We start from the raw sequence: 16,099 nt of genomic DNA on the forward strand, positions 1-16,099 counted from the left end.
TTATTAATTACTTTGTGCCTCATGAGCCGCAACAATGTGAAAAAGAACATCGTCTTCAGAAGAAGAATCTTTCTGGTATTGGGGTTGCTCTCTGTTTTTCTCCTCCTTCATTATTTCCTTTTTACCTACGGTTCAGCCATCTCAGGAGAGATTCTAAAAAAGTTAGTACTCGAGCAGAGTCAGGACACTTACGAGCTGGGCTATGACGAGGTGGACATCTCACTGGTCAACAAGCGACTGGACATCACCAACCTGACCCTGCTTCCAAACACCGAGAAGACACCTGATAGCCTAAGTCACCTCTACGAAGTACGGGTTCCGCATTTATCCATCACACTAACCTCTATTCTGGGCATTTACACCCGCAAAGAGCTCTTATTCAAAAATATAGCCATCACCAACCCGGCCATCAAAATGATTAGGATAAACCCGGGCAAAAAACGAGAGACGTTTTCGATGGAAACGGGTGATCTCTATCAGCTCATCAATAGTTACCTTTTGAAGTTTTCCATTGACAGCCTGGGGGTGAAAAGTGCGTCAGTTCACTATCAACCCCTTATGAAGGACCAATTTGGGATCCTGCTCAAAGACATTGATTTTCAGGTTCAGAGCCTGATGATTGATTCCACCAGAAGCAAAAACTTCCTCTTCACTGAAAACATCAACCTGATTTTAACCAATCAGCATTTCAATTTGGCAGACAGTCTTCATTACATCGCATTTGATGAATTTTCACTCTCTACCAGGTCACAGGACATTCTCTTTAAGAATCTCAGACTCAAGGAACGGGCAGATAGACCGGATGCTGAAATCCGCGGCCTCAACCACTATAACATTGAGTTTCCCGAGCTCAACTTTCGTGGGCTCAACTTCCCCAAAGCTTATCAGGACAACGAACTTTTCCTGGACTCCGTACGAATTGTCAAACCCACCATTTCGATCCGTAAAACCGGTTTCTCCGCCTCAGGAAATGACATCACCAACTTGGTCTATTCCATCTTCAATAAGATCAAGATCGGGAAGCTATACATTGATGATGCTGTCACCAGTATCACTATGGATATTGACAATAGCAATCATGCCATCAGATCCGGCAATAGTACCCTGGTCATAGATGAATTCATTCTTGACTCCACCAATGTTTTTGGACAAAACCATGCTTTCTTCTCCTCTCTGGAGATGCTCTCCCGGGATCACTCTTTCTTAATGCCAGACAGCAGCCACTTCATCAGTTTCAAAGACCTGTTTGTTTCCACCCGCGACTCCACATTGCGCGTAGACGGTATTTCTATCACGCCTTTGAAGGACCAAAAGGACCTTCCGTACTGGTTGGATGCCGACATCCCGACCATCGATCTCAATGGACTCGATTTTAACCGAATTTCTACCCAGGGAGTTCTAATGCTTCGGTCTGCCAAAATAGAAAGTCCGGAAATTAGCCTCAACATCAACCCGGCAATTCAAAAAGATCAAAAATCACAGCTCGGCACCTTTATCAAGCGCTTGATCGCAACATCTCTTGAAATCCCACAAGCCTCATTAAACCTCACCAGAGGCGATCAAAAATTGGGCGTGGATAACCTCAGCATCAACCTATCAGGCATCGACATCATTCCTGAATCCGTCAGAGACTTGCACTTACTGGACTACCTAAGAATCGACGGTCTGCAGTCTGGCCGCTTACTGTTCTCCCATGAGGACTTTGTGCTCTCCGTGGCAAAATCAGAAATCAATGAAAACCGTAAAAACATCAACCTGTCTGGGGTTTATTTCAAGCCAACCACCAGCGCCTATCCGCTGAAGGTTTCCGCCGCAGCACTCACCGGGTTTGACCTGTTTGCCTTCACCGAAAAAAAAGAAATTATTTTCAAAACGCTGAACCTCACAAGGCCTCAGATAGAACTTGATGTGGCCGCAACCCAAAAGAATAGTGATTTTTCACTACTACAGCGATTAGCATTCCGCCGCTTTTCTGTGACTGATGGTACGCTAAAAGTACACAACGGACCGAACGAAATTTCACACGCCCATGGAGTGACGGGCAACCTGAGTAAGTACAAATTCGATTCACTTACAGACGATTATTCTTTTGGAATTGGCCTCTCAATTGACTCAGCAGATCATCTCTTTGCCAGCTGGAACCATCGTCTCCAGGGGACCAAACTCAAACTTTCTCAATCTGGTACCATCCTGGATGCAGATTTTCTCAAACTCAATCCGATTGGGTCGACACAAGAAACCAGCCAGCACAGGATGGAAGGGCACCAGCTACATTTGGAGGGAATTGACTTTCAGAAACTCATCAATGAAAAGCAATTACATTTCTCAAAAGGAACGCTTAAGGACAGTGACCTGAACCTTAAAATCAGCGCGTTATCCCACTCTGAACAAGCCCTTTCCAACGACCTTCTAAAATTTGAATCATTCCTCTTCACGAATGGAAAACTCCAATTGACCCTTCCTGATGGCCAGTTGACCTTATCCGCTCCACAGTTCGATCTTTTGATTGAAGATTTGAGCCTCAACGCAGAAAACCAACCCCTTTTTGCAAGGAATTATACCTTTACCTCACGAAATGCCATAGTGAGCATTCCACAACTGGAAGACAACATCCGAATGAACGCTGTTTCCTTCCAAACTGAAACCGGTTATTTCAGATCCTCAGACCTTCACCTGAGTCAACCCCATTCATTTACGGCATTCATCCCTGATCTGAAACTGACGGGCTTCGACATCAATGAGTTCATTCAGAAAAAGACCATCAACATTGATACTTTCTCCATGAGCTCCCCCACCCTCACTTTGGGCAAAATGGCCAACGAAAATGATCCAAAACTACCCGACACCCGCGTCAGATTCACAAGCATCAGTGACGGTTCATTCGCCTTGCAGCACCCCAAAATAAGCCACCAGGACAGCCTGTACCTCCGTCATTTTTCTGTTACGGTTGATCGCCTTGATTATGCTCCCAGCAGAGCAATCAACTTGTCTAGTGATCTTTTTGAATCCATCGCTTTTTCAGGCGAATCCTTCGAATACACCCTTCCTGACAGCCTTTTCAGGGTGAAAATTAAGAATTACAGCTACGATCACGACCTGAAAAAAATTGACCTCAGAAACTTAAGGTATGAGCCCATCTTTAACAGGGGCGAGTTTCAAAACAAAATTGACTATCAGCAGGATTGGTTCAACGGCACGCTGACCCGCATGGAGTTGTTGGGTTTCGAAATGGACTCGCTTCTTTTCAAAGACAAACTTCAGGTCCGCGTGATCAACGTGGCTGGTCTGGACCTGGACACCCACAGGGACAAAAGGTTACCAAGAGAAGAAGGCCTCTATAAAGCGCTGCCACAAACCTCAATGCGATCCATACCCATGAGTGTCGCGATAGATACCATCAACATCGCCTCATCGTACGTATCACATTCTGAGTTCTCAGAGAATGGCGAGCTTCCGGGAATCATTTTTTTCAGAGACATCAGTGGCTCTCTGACCAACTTCACCAACGATCCGGCCAGAATTAGCAATCGTAAATTTATGATCTTCAAAACCAAAGGCACACTTATGAACAGTGGTGACTTCCTCTTTCAGGTGAAGTTCGATCTGGCCAGTGAACTTGACCTGTACACCGCCAGTGGTCGGGTAGGAAACATGGATCTGACAGAAATGAACCGGTTTCTTGAAAACACCGCATTCGTTCAAATCAGGGATGGAATGAGTAAATCGTTGACGTTTTCCTTTGAAGGGAATGAGGACTATGCCGTGGGTGAAATGCGCTTCTACTATGACAACCTCAAGTTGTCTGTATTGAACCACGAGACTCTTCAGACGAAGGGACTGGGTGTTTCGATGAAGTCATTTTTTGCCAATACTTTTGTGGTCAATACCAGAAATCCGCACTTTCTCTTTGTGCGGGAAGGAGATATTTTTCACGAAAGAGACCAATCCAAGTCGATCTTTAATTACTGGGGCAAAGCCATGCTCAGCGGGGTAGTCAGCAGCATAGGCGCCACCAACAACAAGAAGGAAATCAGGCAGAAGAATGAAGAGATCCGCGAAAAACTGGAAAAGAGTACAAACTAGTCGCTAGCCAACGAAACCATTCTTCTTATGCGTACCATCACAGAATGGTTTGTTGGAAGATCCTCCACATCGACAAAAAGCAGTCACCTTGTTTTTAGTAGCTTCAGTCCCATCGGTCAACTTCACTTTCAGGTTTCCATAAACCATCAGTGGGCCATTGGGGATTACTTCTACGATCTGCTCTTCATTGATCACCTCACGAGCCACGGGCTTACCGTCTGCATTGAGATAGTAAGACAAAGCACCAGATGGACACTTACTCACTTGCTCCACTATTTTGTCAGTGGGAGCTCCCTGAGCATTGATCCAGGGTCGGTTTTTGGGATTAAAAACTTCCGAAAGGCCGTGAAAACATCTTTCGGAATGAATGCATAAATCCGACTTCCAAACTACTGTTACTTCTCCGTTTGTATATTCTTTAGTTGCCATGTCAGTGAATATAACAACTATCTCACAAAGTCTTTCTTACTCGACTCATCAATCACCCCATGATATGCAGGATGCCTTTTCAGATAAGCTATTACCAGCGGACATAGCGGAACTACTTTCAGTTCGTTTTGTACTACAAAATCCAATGCCTCTTTCACTAATTGCTGTCCAACACCCTCATTCTGTATGGCTTCCGGCACCTCCGTGTGAACCAGGTAAATCCTTTTAGAACCCTTGTTTTGCTTATAAAGTAACAAAGCAGTGTGTCCCTTGTGATTGAGCTCAAACTGGCTCTTTTCCACATTCTGATGCATCGGTTCAAAGGACATCTTTCAAGTCGGGTTTTTTATTGAAAACAGACCTGGCGAATGGACATAGTGGAATAATGGAAATCCCTTTCTCCCTGGCAAATGCAACGGCCTGCTCTACCAGTTGCAAGCCAACACCCATCCCTCGCAACTTATCTGATACTTCTGTATGATCAATGATAATGCGGTCATTACCGGCCCATGAGTAGGTCATTTCTGCTAGTCGGAGGCCCTCCTGCTCTACATAAAAGCTCCCCTTATGGCCTGTTTCTTCTTGTTTTACTTCCATTATTATGTATTTCGGGTGATTAGTTGATTGAGATAGTGGGGCGTTTCCACCTGGCTATTCCCATGATCCACTTCGGGAGCTCCGTACCCTGTCTGAAATGGTACAATCCCGGACCAGACGTTACTCTTTGAGGTATCCACTCCTACGCCCCCGCTTCTCATTTTGGCCAGCGACTTATCTATAGATAGTGCCAGCACTGTGGTAACGCCAAGTTCCTCCGAGGTGGGTTGAGGCAAATCACTCATCCTTCCGGGAATGTACTTATCAGTGTAGGCACTCAGCACCCGTGCTTTCTGCGCTTCGTCGTGTACTTTCCTTGCTTTGGAGTAAAGTACTGCTGAACGATAATTGACTGAATGATTGAAAGCTATAGGGGCCAGAACCAGGGCATCAAAAAGCATCACTGAGAGCGACACCTCATCTGACTCCAGAAGTTTGGTAATAAAATGGCTCTTCACCGAACCGTGAATGAATACTTCATCACCCAGCCTGCAAAATCCTGTGGGAATTTGGTGAGCCACCTGGCTATCTGCATAAGCCACCGTACAAAACAGCGCTTCATCCAAAATATTGTAAATCAGTTCTTTGTCTTCCGAGGTGCGATTGGGATATCTGGAAGTCCGTAAAGATTCTTTCATAGGGTTAATTTCAATTATTCGCTAAAAAATACCATGTCCACGCCTGAATTTTTCAGAGCACTGGCCATCTGCTTCACTTTGCTTCTACGGGATTTTCTCACATCCCGGATATAAATCTTAGCAATATGTTCAGGATATGTCAAAGCAACGGCCTGATAGATGTCGGGATCCTTCTGACCACTATCGCCAATCAGCGTAAATTTAGCCTCAGGATACACCTTTATCAGGGTCTCTATTTTTGATTTCTTATGAGAATGAGAACCACCACCACTGCGAAAAAGATCCAGAATACCACTCTTGATATCCTGAAGTAAAAACACTCCGGCTGGCAATTGTTTATCAGCCACAAAACTTTCCAGAAAGTCATAGAGATTCCATTCACTGCTACTCACGTAAAAAAACAGAGGTTCTGTCCTACCCTCCTTTAGTGAATCATAAAAATCCTTTACCCCATCAAACGCCTGTCGACTTTGATGATTTTTGGTCAGCAGAAGATAGAGTTTACGGATGAGGCTGGTGGAGTGAGACACCAAAATGGTATCATCAATATCTGAAACTATCACCTCGGCAGGTCTGTGCACTTCCAGCTTCAGGTGTTCGTATTCTGTTGGGAAATCTGCGAGCGCCACTGTCACCTCCAGGGTATCCACATCTCTTGGCGTAGATAGCTCAAATTGGAAAAAGCCCTTCCTGTCTGCGGTCACTTCCATGACCTTTCCGGCAAGGGTCAAAAAAACTTTCTCACCCGCAGATGGTTTTACGTGATACCTGCGATACATCTCCAGGGCATTTTTAAACGGATTTCTCGTTGGTCGATCTCGCTGATGAGACGGACTTTTCAAAACATGCCCCATTACAATCGTGAGATGGTCACTTGCGAAACTTTGGTAAACTTTTAGAAAGGGTACTGAATTGCGCATGAGAATCTATTATTCAAACATAAAAGATGAAAAAGCACCTTTTTGTTATCAACCCAGTATCCGGATCAGCCAATACACATGAACTTCTTCATGATATAGACCGTCACTTTTCAACCTCCCATACTGAATTCAAAATATTGCAGACCACCGGAAGTAATGACGCTGCTGCTATCCAACATGCACTAAATACTTACTGTCCGGATGTAGTGGGGGTAGCTGGGGGTGATGGCTCCATCAACATGGTAGCTCCATTACTTATCTCCACGGGGATACCACTGGGGATTATCCCCTCAGGATCCGCCAACGGACTGGCCGGGGAGTTTGGCATCTCCATGGACAATGCTCTTCAAAATATATTGAGTGAACGCACCAGTCACCTGGATGTAACACTCATCAATGACCGACACTATATGCTGCATATGGCAGACCTGGGGCTCAATGCTTCTCTGGTCAGGCGCTATGAGGAAGAAAACAGAAGCGGCTTTATGGGTTATGCTATCAGTGCTATTCAGGAGCTTCCTATGCTCCAGCGGCATTTCAGGGTGACCATTACCTCAGGTAACAGTAAAACCGCATTTGAAACCAACTTTCTTGTGATCGCCAATACCAGGATGTACGGAACAGGCTATGAAGTAAATCCGGTGGGCAAGTTTGATGATCAGCAGGTAGAACTCTGCATGATGAAACCGCTTTCAGCCGAACTTATGATCAACAACCTGTTCCTACAAAACCAACCTGACAGGGACTCTGAGCTTTTTGACATCTATTCTTACCAGGAAGTGCAGATCCAGTCAAGTACCCCGATTGACTTCCAGTCTGATGGGGAATACATTGGAGAACTTACAGACCTTCACATCAGGGTGCTACCAGACCAGCTCAGGATCGTCGTCCCTGATCAGTCCTGAATATTCAACGTCCAGGTGATGTCCACATCGGATTCACCATCGGTAGACTCAGAAGTCGCTGACTTTATTCCGGGTTGGTGCTTGAGCATCACCCGAAAAGTCCCCGATCCTGACTCTCCGGTAATCCAAGCGGTAATTAAGCCAATGGGGAGATTATCGACATCCTTATCCAGGTAATTAACCACATCGGCACGCTGATCCACATTACCATCTCCGGTAGGGCTCTCAAAAATTCCTTCTGAAAAACCAAAGAAGAACAAATGTTCGTCCCCCTCAGCCTCCACCTCTTCGGTAATGTCTTCATCACTGATGGTGTTCTCCAGCTTGATAAACAACTCATACTCTGTGGCAGGAGCCAGCACGATAGGCCCTGAAGGAGCGATATCTTCCGGTCCGTCACCATCAGGATCCAATGCCGTGACCACCACAGGGGCTCCCTCCGTAGGAGAAAAAATGAGTTGTACTTTGGTAATGATTTCTTCTTCGTTCTCTGCATCCGGTACATCCTTATCTGAACAACCTGTTGTCCAGGTAGTCAGAATGAGCAAGGCAAATGCGCTGAACCAATTGTTTCTAAGCATAGTTTTTCGATTTAATTTACTTAAGCAATAATATTGCATATTAACCATAAATGCAATTCTATTGCATTAATTAAATTCGATACCTGAGAGACAACTGGACGTTTCTGCCTGTTTGGTCTGCGAAGTACCGCAGCCTGTCGGTATACACCCTGTACCTCTTGTTCAATAAATTGGAAATCCGTGCACTCCACTCCCACTTCCCTACTGCGGCACTCCAGGACAAATTGGCCAGGAAATAGCCATCGGGAGCAGCCATAAAATCAAACATCTCGTTATTCTCCACAAAAAGGTCCTGACCCTCCGCTTCTGCTTCCAATATTTCCCTCACGGTAATTACTCTGGGTTCCTGAAAATACCTGAAAACGTAGGACAATCCCAGCGCCACTCTGGAGCTGGAAAGAAAGTCGGGTTTTCTTTCATAGTCCAACCCAACATCTACTCTGGCAGGAGGAATGTTGGTAAACGTTTCCCGCTCTTTCAAATTCATCGCCCATACATAACTGGATTTAGCTTCTATCTTCCAAAACTGAGTCAACTCCAGCCGGTAAGCCGCGTCCAACCCCCAAAACAACGCATCTCCCTGATCATAGATAAAATAAGGAAAAGCCCCCCGAACCGTATTGGTGATCCCTGCCGGACGAGTGTATATATAGTTTCGAATCACATTCGTATAAGCCGTGAGTTCCCAATGATTACCATCCTGCTCACCTTCCAGGGTATTGATCCACTTGATGCCTACTTCGGGTTTCACTGGTTTATCCTCCTCGGACAACACCTCGCTGACCGAAATTTTTCCCTCATTATCATAGGCGTATCGCCATAAGCCATACTCTATGGAAGCCTGATGTTTTCCGAAAATGTATAGTTCCGAAACGTTCGGTGGCCTCCAGGCTAAACCCACGTTTGACCTGAAATTCAGGTGATTTTTAAGGTTTTGTTTCAAACCTGCGGAACCAGTCAGCTGTGAGTAAGTCAGCTCGTTGCTGTAAATTTCGTTACTCGGAGCCCTCCCCCGCACTGAATTGTATTGAAAATCATATCTAAGCCCCAGCTCATAAGTGGTACTACCCGCTTCCAGTCGCTCCACGGCAAAAAGTCCGGCCCGCATAACATTGTAATTAGGCACAAAAGGAACCGTATTGGTGCCCGGCACATTGTTGTTATCCTGATAGAACCATTGCAATCCCATGTTTCCGTTGACATGGCCAAGATCAGGGTGATTCCAATCTACCTCAAAGGTTTGTGTAGCTAATTTCAGATCTACTGAAGGTATCTCGTTATTGGTACCCTTGCGCACATCGTATTCCTGACGATGATTCAGCTGATAAGCATATTGAAAAGATATATCCTGGTTGTCCCAGACATAGCCCCCTTTAAGCTTCATCAAGTCGTGAGTAACCTGCTGCCTGGGATTATTGAGGTCATATGAAAACGGACTGGTGCCAGGAGGAACTTCACTCTCCATGGCATTGGCCAGATCTTCCAGGCTTCCATTGACAGATCCCCGCAAGATTCCCAAACTCTGATAGAAGTGGCTATAGTAGCCTTCCAAATCAAAGCTATGTTTATGGTACCGCAACGACGATGCGTAGCTATATTCCTGCTTTCCTGTGTTGGTCAATACATAATCCGGAGTATGGAGGTCACCCTGCCCGACCATGGCGCCACTCACCGCTACCACCAGGTTATCACTTCCGTAACTCAATTGTAAATCGCCTTCCCCTGATCTGCCATTACTCTTGGCCACTACTCCAGCTGTGCCTTCAAAACCAGCTCCCAGCTCCAGTTTTGGTGGATTGACCAGAATCACACCCCCAAGGGCATCTGGCCCATACCGTACCGTTGCGGCACCCTTCACCACCTCCACCGAACCGGCCAGTGAAGGATCTATCTCAGGGGCATGTTCTATCCCCCAGTTCTGAAACTCATGCCGAACCCCATTATTAACAATCAACACCCGATTGCTGTGCAATCCATGGATAATAGGTTTCACAACATTTTGCCCTGTACTAATGGTGCTGATTCCCGTGATGCGGCCCGCTAGCTCACCGAGTGATTCGGATTGGGCCGCAGTGAAATCTTCACTGGAAAGCCGATCGATGCTAATGGTCTGTAGGCTCGTCTGGTTATAGATACCCTCTACAACCACACTTTCGAGCAAGTGATCGTCCGAAGCTAATAAAATGGTAGGGTGATCATGATAACTATCATGATGATGACTTGCTTCCTTGTATCCCACATGTGATACCACCAGGGTAAATTCCTTCTCGCACAAGCCCTTAATCTCAAAAATGCCCTGCGCATCCGTAATAGCACCTTTCCCGGGCTCTTCCTTTACGATCACCGTCACGTACGGAATGGGTTGCCTGGTATCGAGATCCAGCACCTGCCCCTGGATTTGATTGACACACAAATCCTGAGCCCAGGCAGACAGATTAACCCCAAAAACGAGAACAATAAATAACTTAAGCCTCACCGCAGGACTTGCATATGCCGTTCAAAATGAGATTTGCCTCCTGTATCTGGTAACCTGGGAGTTCTATCACAGGCAGATGCTCATCCACACACTCGATCTTCCCACACTCATTGCATTTGAAGTGCATGTGATTGTGATGATGGTGATCGGAGCTACAGGTATCATAGCACACCCCGAAGGTGGCGAAACCACTGTCATCAGGAATCTTGTGCAAAACTCCGTTTTCGGTGAACGAATTCAGTGTGCGATAAAGTGTTACCCGATCGTAAGTTGAAAACTTTTCCTCCAGGTCCTTAAAGGAGAGTGCTTTCTTATGGGTAAGAAAGTGCTCCAACACGTCCATCCGTGAGTCTGTGACCCGGAGTTTATGATTCTTTAAAATTTGCTTGAGTTCGCTATATTTCATTCCATTGCAAAAGTAAGTCTTATGCAATAGTGTTGCAAACTTTTAATCAATAGTGATGCGTCTTCGCAAAACTACGTTGGTACTTTTTTGACTGCTTCCCCTTTTTCTTGTCTAAATCTCTGGAGTGCTGGAGGTCAGTCCATGAATAATTCTTGGCATTCGTGGCGGTGCAGGAACTAAGTGAGGCCAAAATAGTCAAGCAAATGATGGCAATAAGAATACGTGTAAAAAAAGACATAGCTGGTTTATTTATAATTATATAAAGATTTTTTATACCTTTTTTAATACCACGAACTGATTAAAAGTAACCTCGTGAGTGGGAAAAGGTGTAGCTCACACGCTTTACTGAATTAATGGATATTTTTTTCTGGCATCCCTTTTTATGGAGGCAAAAAATTCTATATTTGCATCCTGATTTTGAGCAGGGAAGCAGTTCCGGCGCATAATCGGAGCAAAACTGTTCGGGGCGTAGCACAGTCCGGTAGTGTACCTGGTTTGGGACCAGGGGGTCGCAGGTTCGAATCCTGCCGCCCCGACGAACAAAGCCCGCTGACGTAAAGTCAGCGGGCTTTTTGTTTTTTGTTAAGATTTCTCATTCCACCTGATCACCAAAAGGCGGAGCAATTGATGTGCAGGTGTAACTGCACGTTTTGATAAGCTGGAGACACAGTCACTACATTCTGATCAACCTCCAGGAATTCACGTCCCTGAAAATCCCCGGTCCAGGATACTGACAAAGCAAAATTGGAATCGAGCGCTTTGATCACCCCCAGACTGAATCTTCCGCTAGCGTCAAAATCCTCCTCAAAGCGAAAATCGGGTGATAACTCCATGGCACTCTCCCATGCCTTATCCCTGTGTTTGATGTTGAAAGAAGGAAAAACTGAAAATGAAAGCTGAAAACCTGAACCCACATCTGCCCGGATAATGACCGGAAATTGCAGCCTTACCAAATCCTGCTGCAGCTTCCTGATTTCACCGGACGCTATATCCCACTCGGCTTTGTCCGTATTCCAGTAAAAATGACCACTTGAAAAAATGTACTTGCCGCCGGTTTGCTGCACTTCTACCCCTGCCAGAATGGTAAAAACACTCTGTCCCAGAGCTTTCCCTACCAATACGCCCAGACTTTTGGATCCAACACCTGTTCCCTCGGTTAAGACATAAGTCTTGTCGTCCTCTCCATTGATAAAAGTCTCCTCCATCTCTGACCAGCCTACACCAGCACCACCCAAAATCTCGACGAAAAAGTCAGAATTCTGAGCCTGGGCCCCTGATAGTACGGACGCCATTAAAAAAACCAGTAACCCCTTATTTACCATACCAAAACAATCTATAACCAAGGTTCAACTCTACGTATTCAGATTCGGAAAAATTAACCGATCGGATTCCCATACCAATAATGAAATCCTGGACATGATATTTGATTCCTAAATGCTGGTAAAATCGGGTCACCTTTCGGATCTTCTCCTGATCAATAACCCGATAGCCAGGCTGGATCAATATGGAAAAATCCTTCATAACCCACTCCAAAGACCCGAACAAGCCCAGTTGTAACTTTTCTCCCAGCGGAACTTCTAATTTCTTCCAGGCCCCGTTTTGAAGTTGTTCCAATTTGGCGTTGGCTGCTCCATTGCTCATCAGGTCTATCCCCCCACCCCATTTGAGTAAATAGCCAGTTTGACGCTGCAAAGCCACTGACAGGTTGTAAAAGCGATAGTTCTTATTAACAAAGGCCACCTTCTTATCCAGCTCGAAGTAGCCGAAAGTCTGCTCTCTAACACCTGTTCCAAAAGTAAAATACAGCTCATTGCGGTCATCAAATTCAAGAATTTCGCCTATGGAACGGGCGGCCAAACTTTGGTAGTCCTGAAAATGATACCGCACACCCACAGAACCGGTCAACAGGTTGACACCTCTGTTTGGTGAAGACCTGTGGCCATTGGAAAAATGCGAAGACCCCAGGTCCAAATTCAATGTGGTATTGCGGAATACGTTGTATTCCAGCAAAATACCAGAGTTGATATACAAGTTTCTTGCTGATCCGATAACACTGTTATTCGGATTGAGCACGGGGTGTTCGGCTTTCCAATTGAGGGAAAGTCCTAAGCGAAACATGTATTTAAGGGCAAATCTCTCGGTCCGGATAAATGGCGCATCTAAGAATGAATACAAAGCGAATGGGCTGCCCAACTCATTGGTTTGAGGAAAGCGAAAGGAGGTATATCCAAAACCGAAAGCCGGATAGTGCAACAACTGATTCTCAGCACTGGCATTTCTTGTCTGCCAGCCAAGCTCACCTTTGTACCCGGCACATTGAGAGATCCTCTGTTCGGAGCCATTGTCACCATTCAGAAAACTATTTTGTGATTGAAATATGGCACTCTGATGTCTGCTAAATGTCAGAAAAAAACTCGGACTTGATTGACTGTATACACTCCCTGCTAAACACAGCATTGAAACCGCCAGACATAAGCGTACTTTCCTATGATTCATCTATCAGTTGGGTAAACTTCAAACAAACAAATGTATTCAACCAGTGGAAATTTGTTTACGATTAGGCCAGAAAGAAAACCTAAAAACGAAAGCACCGAATGATAGGAGGTCAAAAGCATGGTAATTACATCAAAAAAGCTGTCCATCTTCGATTCCTTTTCGTTAACTTAATGATAGCCAATCAAACCCCTTTTCGCCATGTCAAGTAAGATTTTTCAATACGCCGGGACGCTGGTATTTCTGATAAGCATCCTGTTTGTGGCAGGACTATTCACGCAAACCAACCCAGACCACCCTTCACTGAACGAAACATCCGCCGAACCAGACCTCTACCTCAGCAATGTGCGGCATTATGCCAAAGAACAGCTAGCTGAAAGAAGTCTTCATCACCTCGACAAGGCCATTGAATCGATTAAGAAAATCGAAACGGACATAGACGTCAACAGCAAGCAAAAAGTGGATGAGGCAATTGTTCATCTGGAAATGATTTATGAAGAGATCGTCAGAGATTCCCTCGTTTCTGAGGATCTTAACAAAGCCTTCGAATTCGCCCTGAATGCGCTCACACTTGCGGAGCTGCGCATTTCAGAACGCTATGCTGAAAGTAACAATCCTGTTCAGGCCATGGTGGCACTGAAGTACGCTCAGATGCACCTCAAAAGTGCCTCTCAATATTCGGACTTGCCCAACATGAACCTGGAACGACATATCTACTATGAAATAGATTCTTTGATTCTTTCAGAAGCCATGGCCCCAGTGCTGATCGCTGAGAAAATTGATTATTTCATTTCTGAGATGGACACCCTGGTGAATGATTAATCATCAAAATCAAAGCACTCCTTGCAGGTAGGCTTATAGCCAAAAAGGAATGACCTGGAGTGGTGCAGGTTCCGTGTCAGCGGCAGGTCTGACGGATATAGTTCAAAGGATATATTTTTCTTTTGGATGTGATCATCCAGGCTTGATCCAAGGGCAAGTACAGATAAAGAATCGTGATTTTCGTACCACACTTTGGTCAATATTTTGGCCAGCATTCCGCAGGTCAGCACCACTACCGCCTCATCAGGAAACCTCATATCCTTAAATCGGTCATATTCCAGGTATGAGTTTCTAAAAGGCACCTGAAAGATTCGCTCTGAAACCATTTCTATTCCAAAGGCCTCAAAAAATGAAAGGTCCTGATACTCATTGGTGAAAAAGTATACTTCCCGACCCTTTAGTGCCTCCAACAGGCGGGGCATGAAAGCCAGGTTATGATGGATGGCCATGGCCTGAACTTTATGCACATAGTCACCCACTATTTCGTCAGCCTGTTTTCTCAATTTGGGATGATCCAGAGAACACGGAACTCCCACCAGATAGCCTTCTTTTTGAAAGCGCATTGCCTCATAAAGCCGCTCTGCGAGTACCGGATTGTATTGTTGCTGTTTCCTACCGAACCACTTTTCATGCTGCTCGCCTTTTAAGAAATCCTGAATGAACGTAAGCTCCCCGTCATTATAATGGGCAAAACTTACAGGCTTTTTGGCCTCTAGTCGACCCACCAGCAGCTCCGTGGCTTTGTGAATCACTGCACTCTTATTTGGCAGGTGCCTGAATATTCGTTCCTTCTGAAAATGCCATTTATTGGCCTTACCGATCAAGAACAATTGACGAACAGTCTGCAAATGCGCCCTCATATTGAGCAGAAAAGATGCTTTGCCGGGGGTTACCGGTGATGGTGCATCCTGCACGACCACCAGTGGGTTGGTCCCGGTTAGATGCCGGAAAGTATCTCCCTCCCGGGAAACATTCAAAGACTTGGTTAAAGCGGAAATGAGGTGGTTCTGACTGTAAATATCCCGTTCGTTTCGGGCGTAAAGCATCTCGTACATCCATCCCTTTTGAGCTTGTGGTTTTGCAGATAACCTGGTGCTCGCTATCAACACCTGATCATGATCAATAATGAAATTGACTTCAGGCTGAAAACATCCGCTGGCCGAATCAGCATAATATCTGCTCAGTGCATCGTGATAAGAACACTGCTCCCCATAACGCTCCATGGCCTGACGAAGTAGGGCCTTCAAGTCACCGGCCGTTCCCATGAAGGCTGTAGAATCCAGGTAATTGTACCGCTCATGAGGTCTTGAGTAGTGTTTCCAGTAAAAATAGTGCAGTCTTTGGTCTTCCAACAAATAGGTTGAAGAAGCGGCAAAAACCACATCAGTACCCAGTAGAGCAAATCTGTCTGCCAGTATGGCCACCTCACCACTCAGGGAAACCCGCTCCGGGTCTGAAATAACCAAAACCACTGTCTGATCATTTTCTTTATCAAGCGCATCGATAAGCGCCTGGAGCCACTGCTCCTGAGTTGTCACCACAGAACACCACTCCACCCCGGCCTTCAGCAAGCTATCACGCTCAGCGCGGGGCGGTTTGCTACTTTGTTCAAAACTGAAAATCTTTACGGGAGGGTTATTCATCATCTGGAATGAGCAAAACTAAACCAAACCAATGTAGGTTAAAAGCTCAGACTTCACCTTGAACATGTATCCTCAAATTGAAGTATGTACTTCGCACAGATCACTT

At 45.5% G+C, this 16,099-nt stretch carries 14 protein-coding genes and 1 tRNA gene; 4 read left to right on the forward strand and 11 right to left on the reverse strand.

Annotation, left to right across the window (positions count from 1 at the left end):
• Positions 1-21: 21 nt before the first annotated feature.
• Positions 22-4,083, forward strand: a complete 4,062-nt coding sequence (locus GV030_RS06570) for a hypothetical protein (RefSeq protein ID WP_159580981.1) — start codon at positions 22-24, stop codon at positions 4,081-4,083.
• Between the two features lie 3 nt (positions 4,084-4,086).
• Here GV030_RS06570 and GV030_RS06575 read toward each other — a convergent pair whose 3' ends face one another.
• The 5 genes from GV030_RS06575 to GV030_RS06595 are packed head-to-tail and all read right to left on the reverse strand — an operon-like array spanning position 4,087 to position 6,667.
• Entirely contained in the window at positions 4,087-4,512 is a 426-nt protein-coding gene (locus GV030_RS06575) for a (4Fe-4S)-binding protein (protein ID WP_159580983.1), read from the reverse strand.
• A 17-nt stretch (positions 4,513-4,529) separates the two neighbouring features.
• A complete protein-coding gene (locus tag GV030_RS06580; RefSeq protein ID WP_159580985.1) occupies positions 4,530-4,841 on the reverse strand; it encodes a GNAT family N-acetyltransferase in 312 nt (103 codons plus the stop codon).
• A complete protein-coding gene (locus GV030_RS06585; protein ID WP_159580987.1) occupies positions 4,831-5,109 on the reverse strand; it encodes a GNAT family N-acetyltransferase in 279 nt (92 codons plus the stop codon). The genes GV030_RS06580 and GV030_RS06585 overlap by 11 nt, the downstream gene beginning before the upstream one ends.
• A 2-nt stretch (positions 5,110-5,111) precedes the next feature.
• On the reverse strand, positions 5,112-5,747 hold the full coding sequence (locus tag GV030_RS06590) for a pyridoxamine 5'-phosphate oxidase family protein (protein ID WP_159580989.1): 636 nt from the start codon (positions 5,745-5,747) through the stop codon (positions 5,112-5,114).
• Between the two features lie 14 nt (positions 5,748-5,761).
• Positions 5,762-6,667 (reverse strand): phosphatase domain-containing protein, encoded by a 906-nt coding sequence (locus tag GV030_RS06595; RefSeq protein WP_159580991.1) that lies wholly within the window; start codon positions 6,665-6,667, stop codon positions 5,762-5,764.
• Positions 6,668-6,693: 26 nt separating this feature from the next.
• Here GV030_RS06595 and GV030_RS06600 point away from each other — a divergent pair, with 26 nt between their 5' ends.
• The gene (locus GV030_RS06600; RefSeq protein WP_159580993.1) at positions 6,694-7,572 is read left to right on the forward strand and encodes a diacylglycerol kinase family protein; all 879 of its coding nucleotides are present in this window, start codon (positions 6,694-6,696) and stop codon (positions 7,570-7,572) included.
• Here GV030_RS06600 and GV030_RS06605 read toward each other — a convergent pair.
• From GV030_RS06605 to GV030_RS06615, 3 genes are all read right to left on the reverse strand, one after another.
• On the reverse strand, positions 7,563-8,153 hold the full coding sequence (locus GV030_RS06605) for a hypothetical protein (protein WP_255465172.1): 591 nt from the start codon (positions 8,151-8,153) through the stop codon (positions 7,563-7,565). The genes GV030_RS06600 and GV030_RS06605 overlap by 10 nt on opposite strands.
• Positions 8,154-8,223: 70 nt before the next feature.
• Positions 8,224-10,629: a TonB-dependent receptor gene (locus GV030_RS06610; RefSeq protein WP_159580995.1), complete on the reverse strand. Its 2,406-nt coding sequence runs from the start codon at positions 10,627-10,629 to the stop codon at positions 8,224-8,226.
• Entirely contained in the window at positions 10,619-11,035 is a 417-nt protein-coding gene (locus GV030_RS06615) for a Fur family transcriptional regulator (protein ID WP_159580997.1), read from the reverse strand. Before GV030_RS06615 ends, GV030_RS06610 begins: the two co-directional genes overlap by 11 nt.
• 462 nt (positions 11,036-11,497) lie before the next feature.
• On the opposite strand from GV030_RS06615, the gene GV030_RS06620 reads away from it, so the two are divergent.
• Positions 11,498-11,571, forward strand: a tRNA-Pro gene (locus GV030_RS06620).
• A gap of 69 nt (positions 11,572-11,640) precedes the next feature.
• Here GV030_RS06620 and GV030_RS06625 read toward each other — a convergent pair.
• Together GV030_RS06625 and GV030_RS06630 are read right to left on the reverse strand one after the other, a co-directional pair.
• A complete protein-coding gene (locus GV030_RS06625; RefSeq protein WP_159580999.1) occupies positions 11,641-12,327 on the reverse strand; it encodes a hypothetical protein in 687 nt (228 codons plus the stop codon).
• 19 nt (positions 12,328-12,346) lie between these two features.
• Positions 12,347-13,531: an acyloxyacyl hydrolase gene (locus tag GV030_RS06630; protein WP_159581001.1), complete on the reverse strand. Its 1,185-nt coding sequence runs from the start codon at positions 13,529-13,531 to the stop codon at positions 12,347-12,349.
• A gap of 198 nt (positions 13,532-13,729) precedes the next feature.
• On the opposite strand from GV030_RS06630, the gene GV030_RS06635 reads away from it, so the two are divergent.
• Positions 13,730-14,350, forward strand: a complete 621-nt coding sequence (locus tag GV030_RS06635; protein ID WP_159581003.1) for a hypothetical protein — start codon at positions 13,730-13,732, stop codon at positions 14,348-14,350.
• Here GV030_RS06635 and GV030_RS06640 read toward each other — a convergent pair.
• Entirely contained in the window at positions 14,347-15,996 is a 1,650-nt protein-coding gene (locus tag GV030_RS06640) for a hypothetical protein (protein WP_159581005.1), read from the reverse strand. The genes GV030_RS06635 and GV030_RS06640 overlap by 4 nt on opposite strands.
• Positions 15,997-16,099 lie beyond the last annotated feature (103 nt).

Source organism: Marinoscillum sp. 108, from assembly GCF_902506655.1.
GTDB lineage: Bacteria > Bacteroidota > Bacteroidia > Cytophagales > Cyclobacteriaceae > Marinoscillum > Marinoscillum luteum.

Coding starts and splice junctions, on each gene's coding strand:
- GV030_RS06630 (WP_159581001.1), bottom strand. CDS start 13,531: ATGAATCATAGGAAAGTACGCTTATGTCTGGCGGTTTCAATGCTGTGT.
- GV030_RS06625 (WP_159580999.1), bottom strand. CDS start 12,327: ATGGCGTCCGTACTATCAGGGGCCCAGGCTCAGAATTCTGACTTTTTC.
- GV030_RS06595 (WP_159580991.1), bottom strand. CDS start 6,667: ATGCGCAATTCAGTACCCTTTCTAAAAGTTTACCAAAGTTTCGCAAGT.
- GV030_RS06635 (WP_159581003.1), top strand. CDS start 13,730: ATGTCAAGTAAGATTTTTCAATACGCCGGGACGCTGGTATTTCTGATA.
- GV030_RS06615 (WP_159580997.1), bottom strand. CDS start 11,035: ATGAAATATAGCGAACTCAAGCAAATTTTAAAGAATCATAAACTCCGG.
- GV030_RS06580 (WP_159580985.1), bottom strand. CDS start 4,841: ATGTCCTTTGAACCGATGCATCAGAATGTGGAAAAGAGCCAGTTTGAG.
- GV030_RS06585 (WP_159580987.1), bottom strand. CDS start 5,109: ATGGAAGTAAAACAAGAAGAAACAGGCCATAAGGGGAGCTTTTATGTA.
- GV030_RS06640 (WP_159581005.1), bottom strand. CDS start 15,996: ATGATGAATAACCCTCCCGTAAAGATTTTCAGTTTTGAACAAAGTAGC.
- GV030_RS06600 (WP_159580993.1), top strand. CDS start 6,694: ATGAAAAAGCACCTTTTTGTTATCAACCCAGTATCCGGATCAGCCAAT.
- GV030_RS06570 (WP_159580981.1), top strand. CDS start 22: ATGAGCCGCAACAATGTGAAAAAGAACATCGTCTTCAGAAGAAGAATC.
- GV030_RS06605 (WP_255465172.1), bottom strand. CDS start 8,153: ATGCTTAGAAACAATTGGTTCAGCGCATTTGCCTTGCTCATTCTGACT.
- GV030_RS06590 (WP_159580989.1), bottom strand. CDS start 5,747: ATGAAAGAATCTTTACGGACTTCCAGATATCCCAATCGCACCTCGGAA.
- GV030_RS06575 (WP_159580983.1), bottom strand. CDS start 4,512: ATGGCAACTAAAGAATATACAAACGGAGAAGTAACAGTAGTTTGGAAG.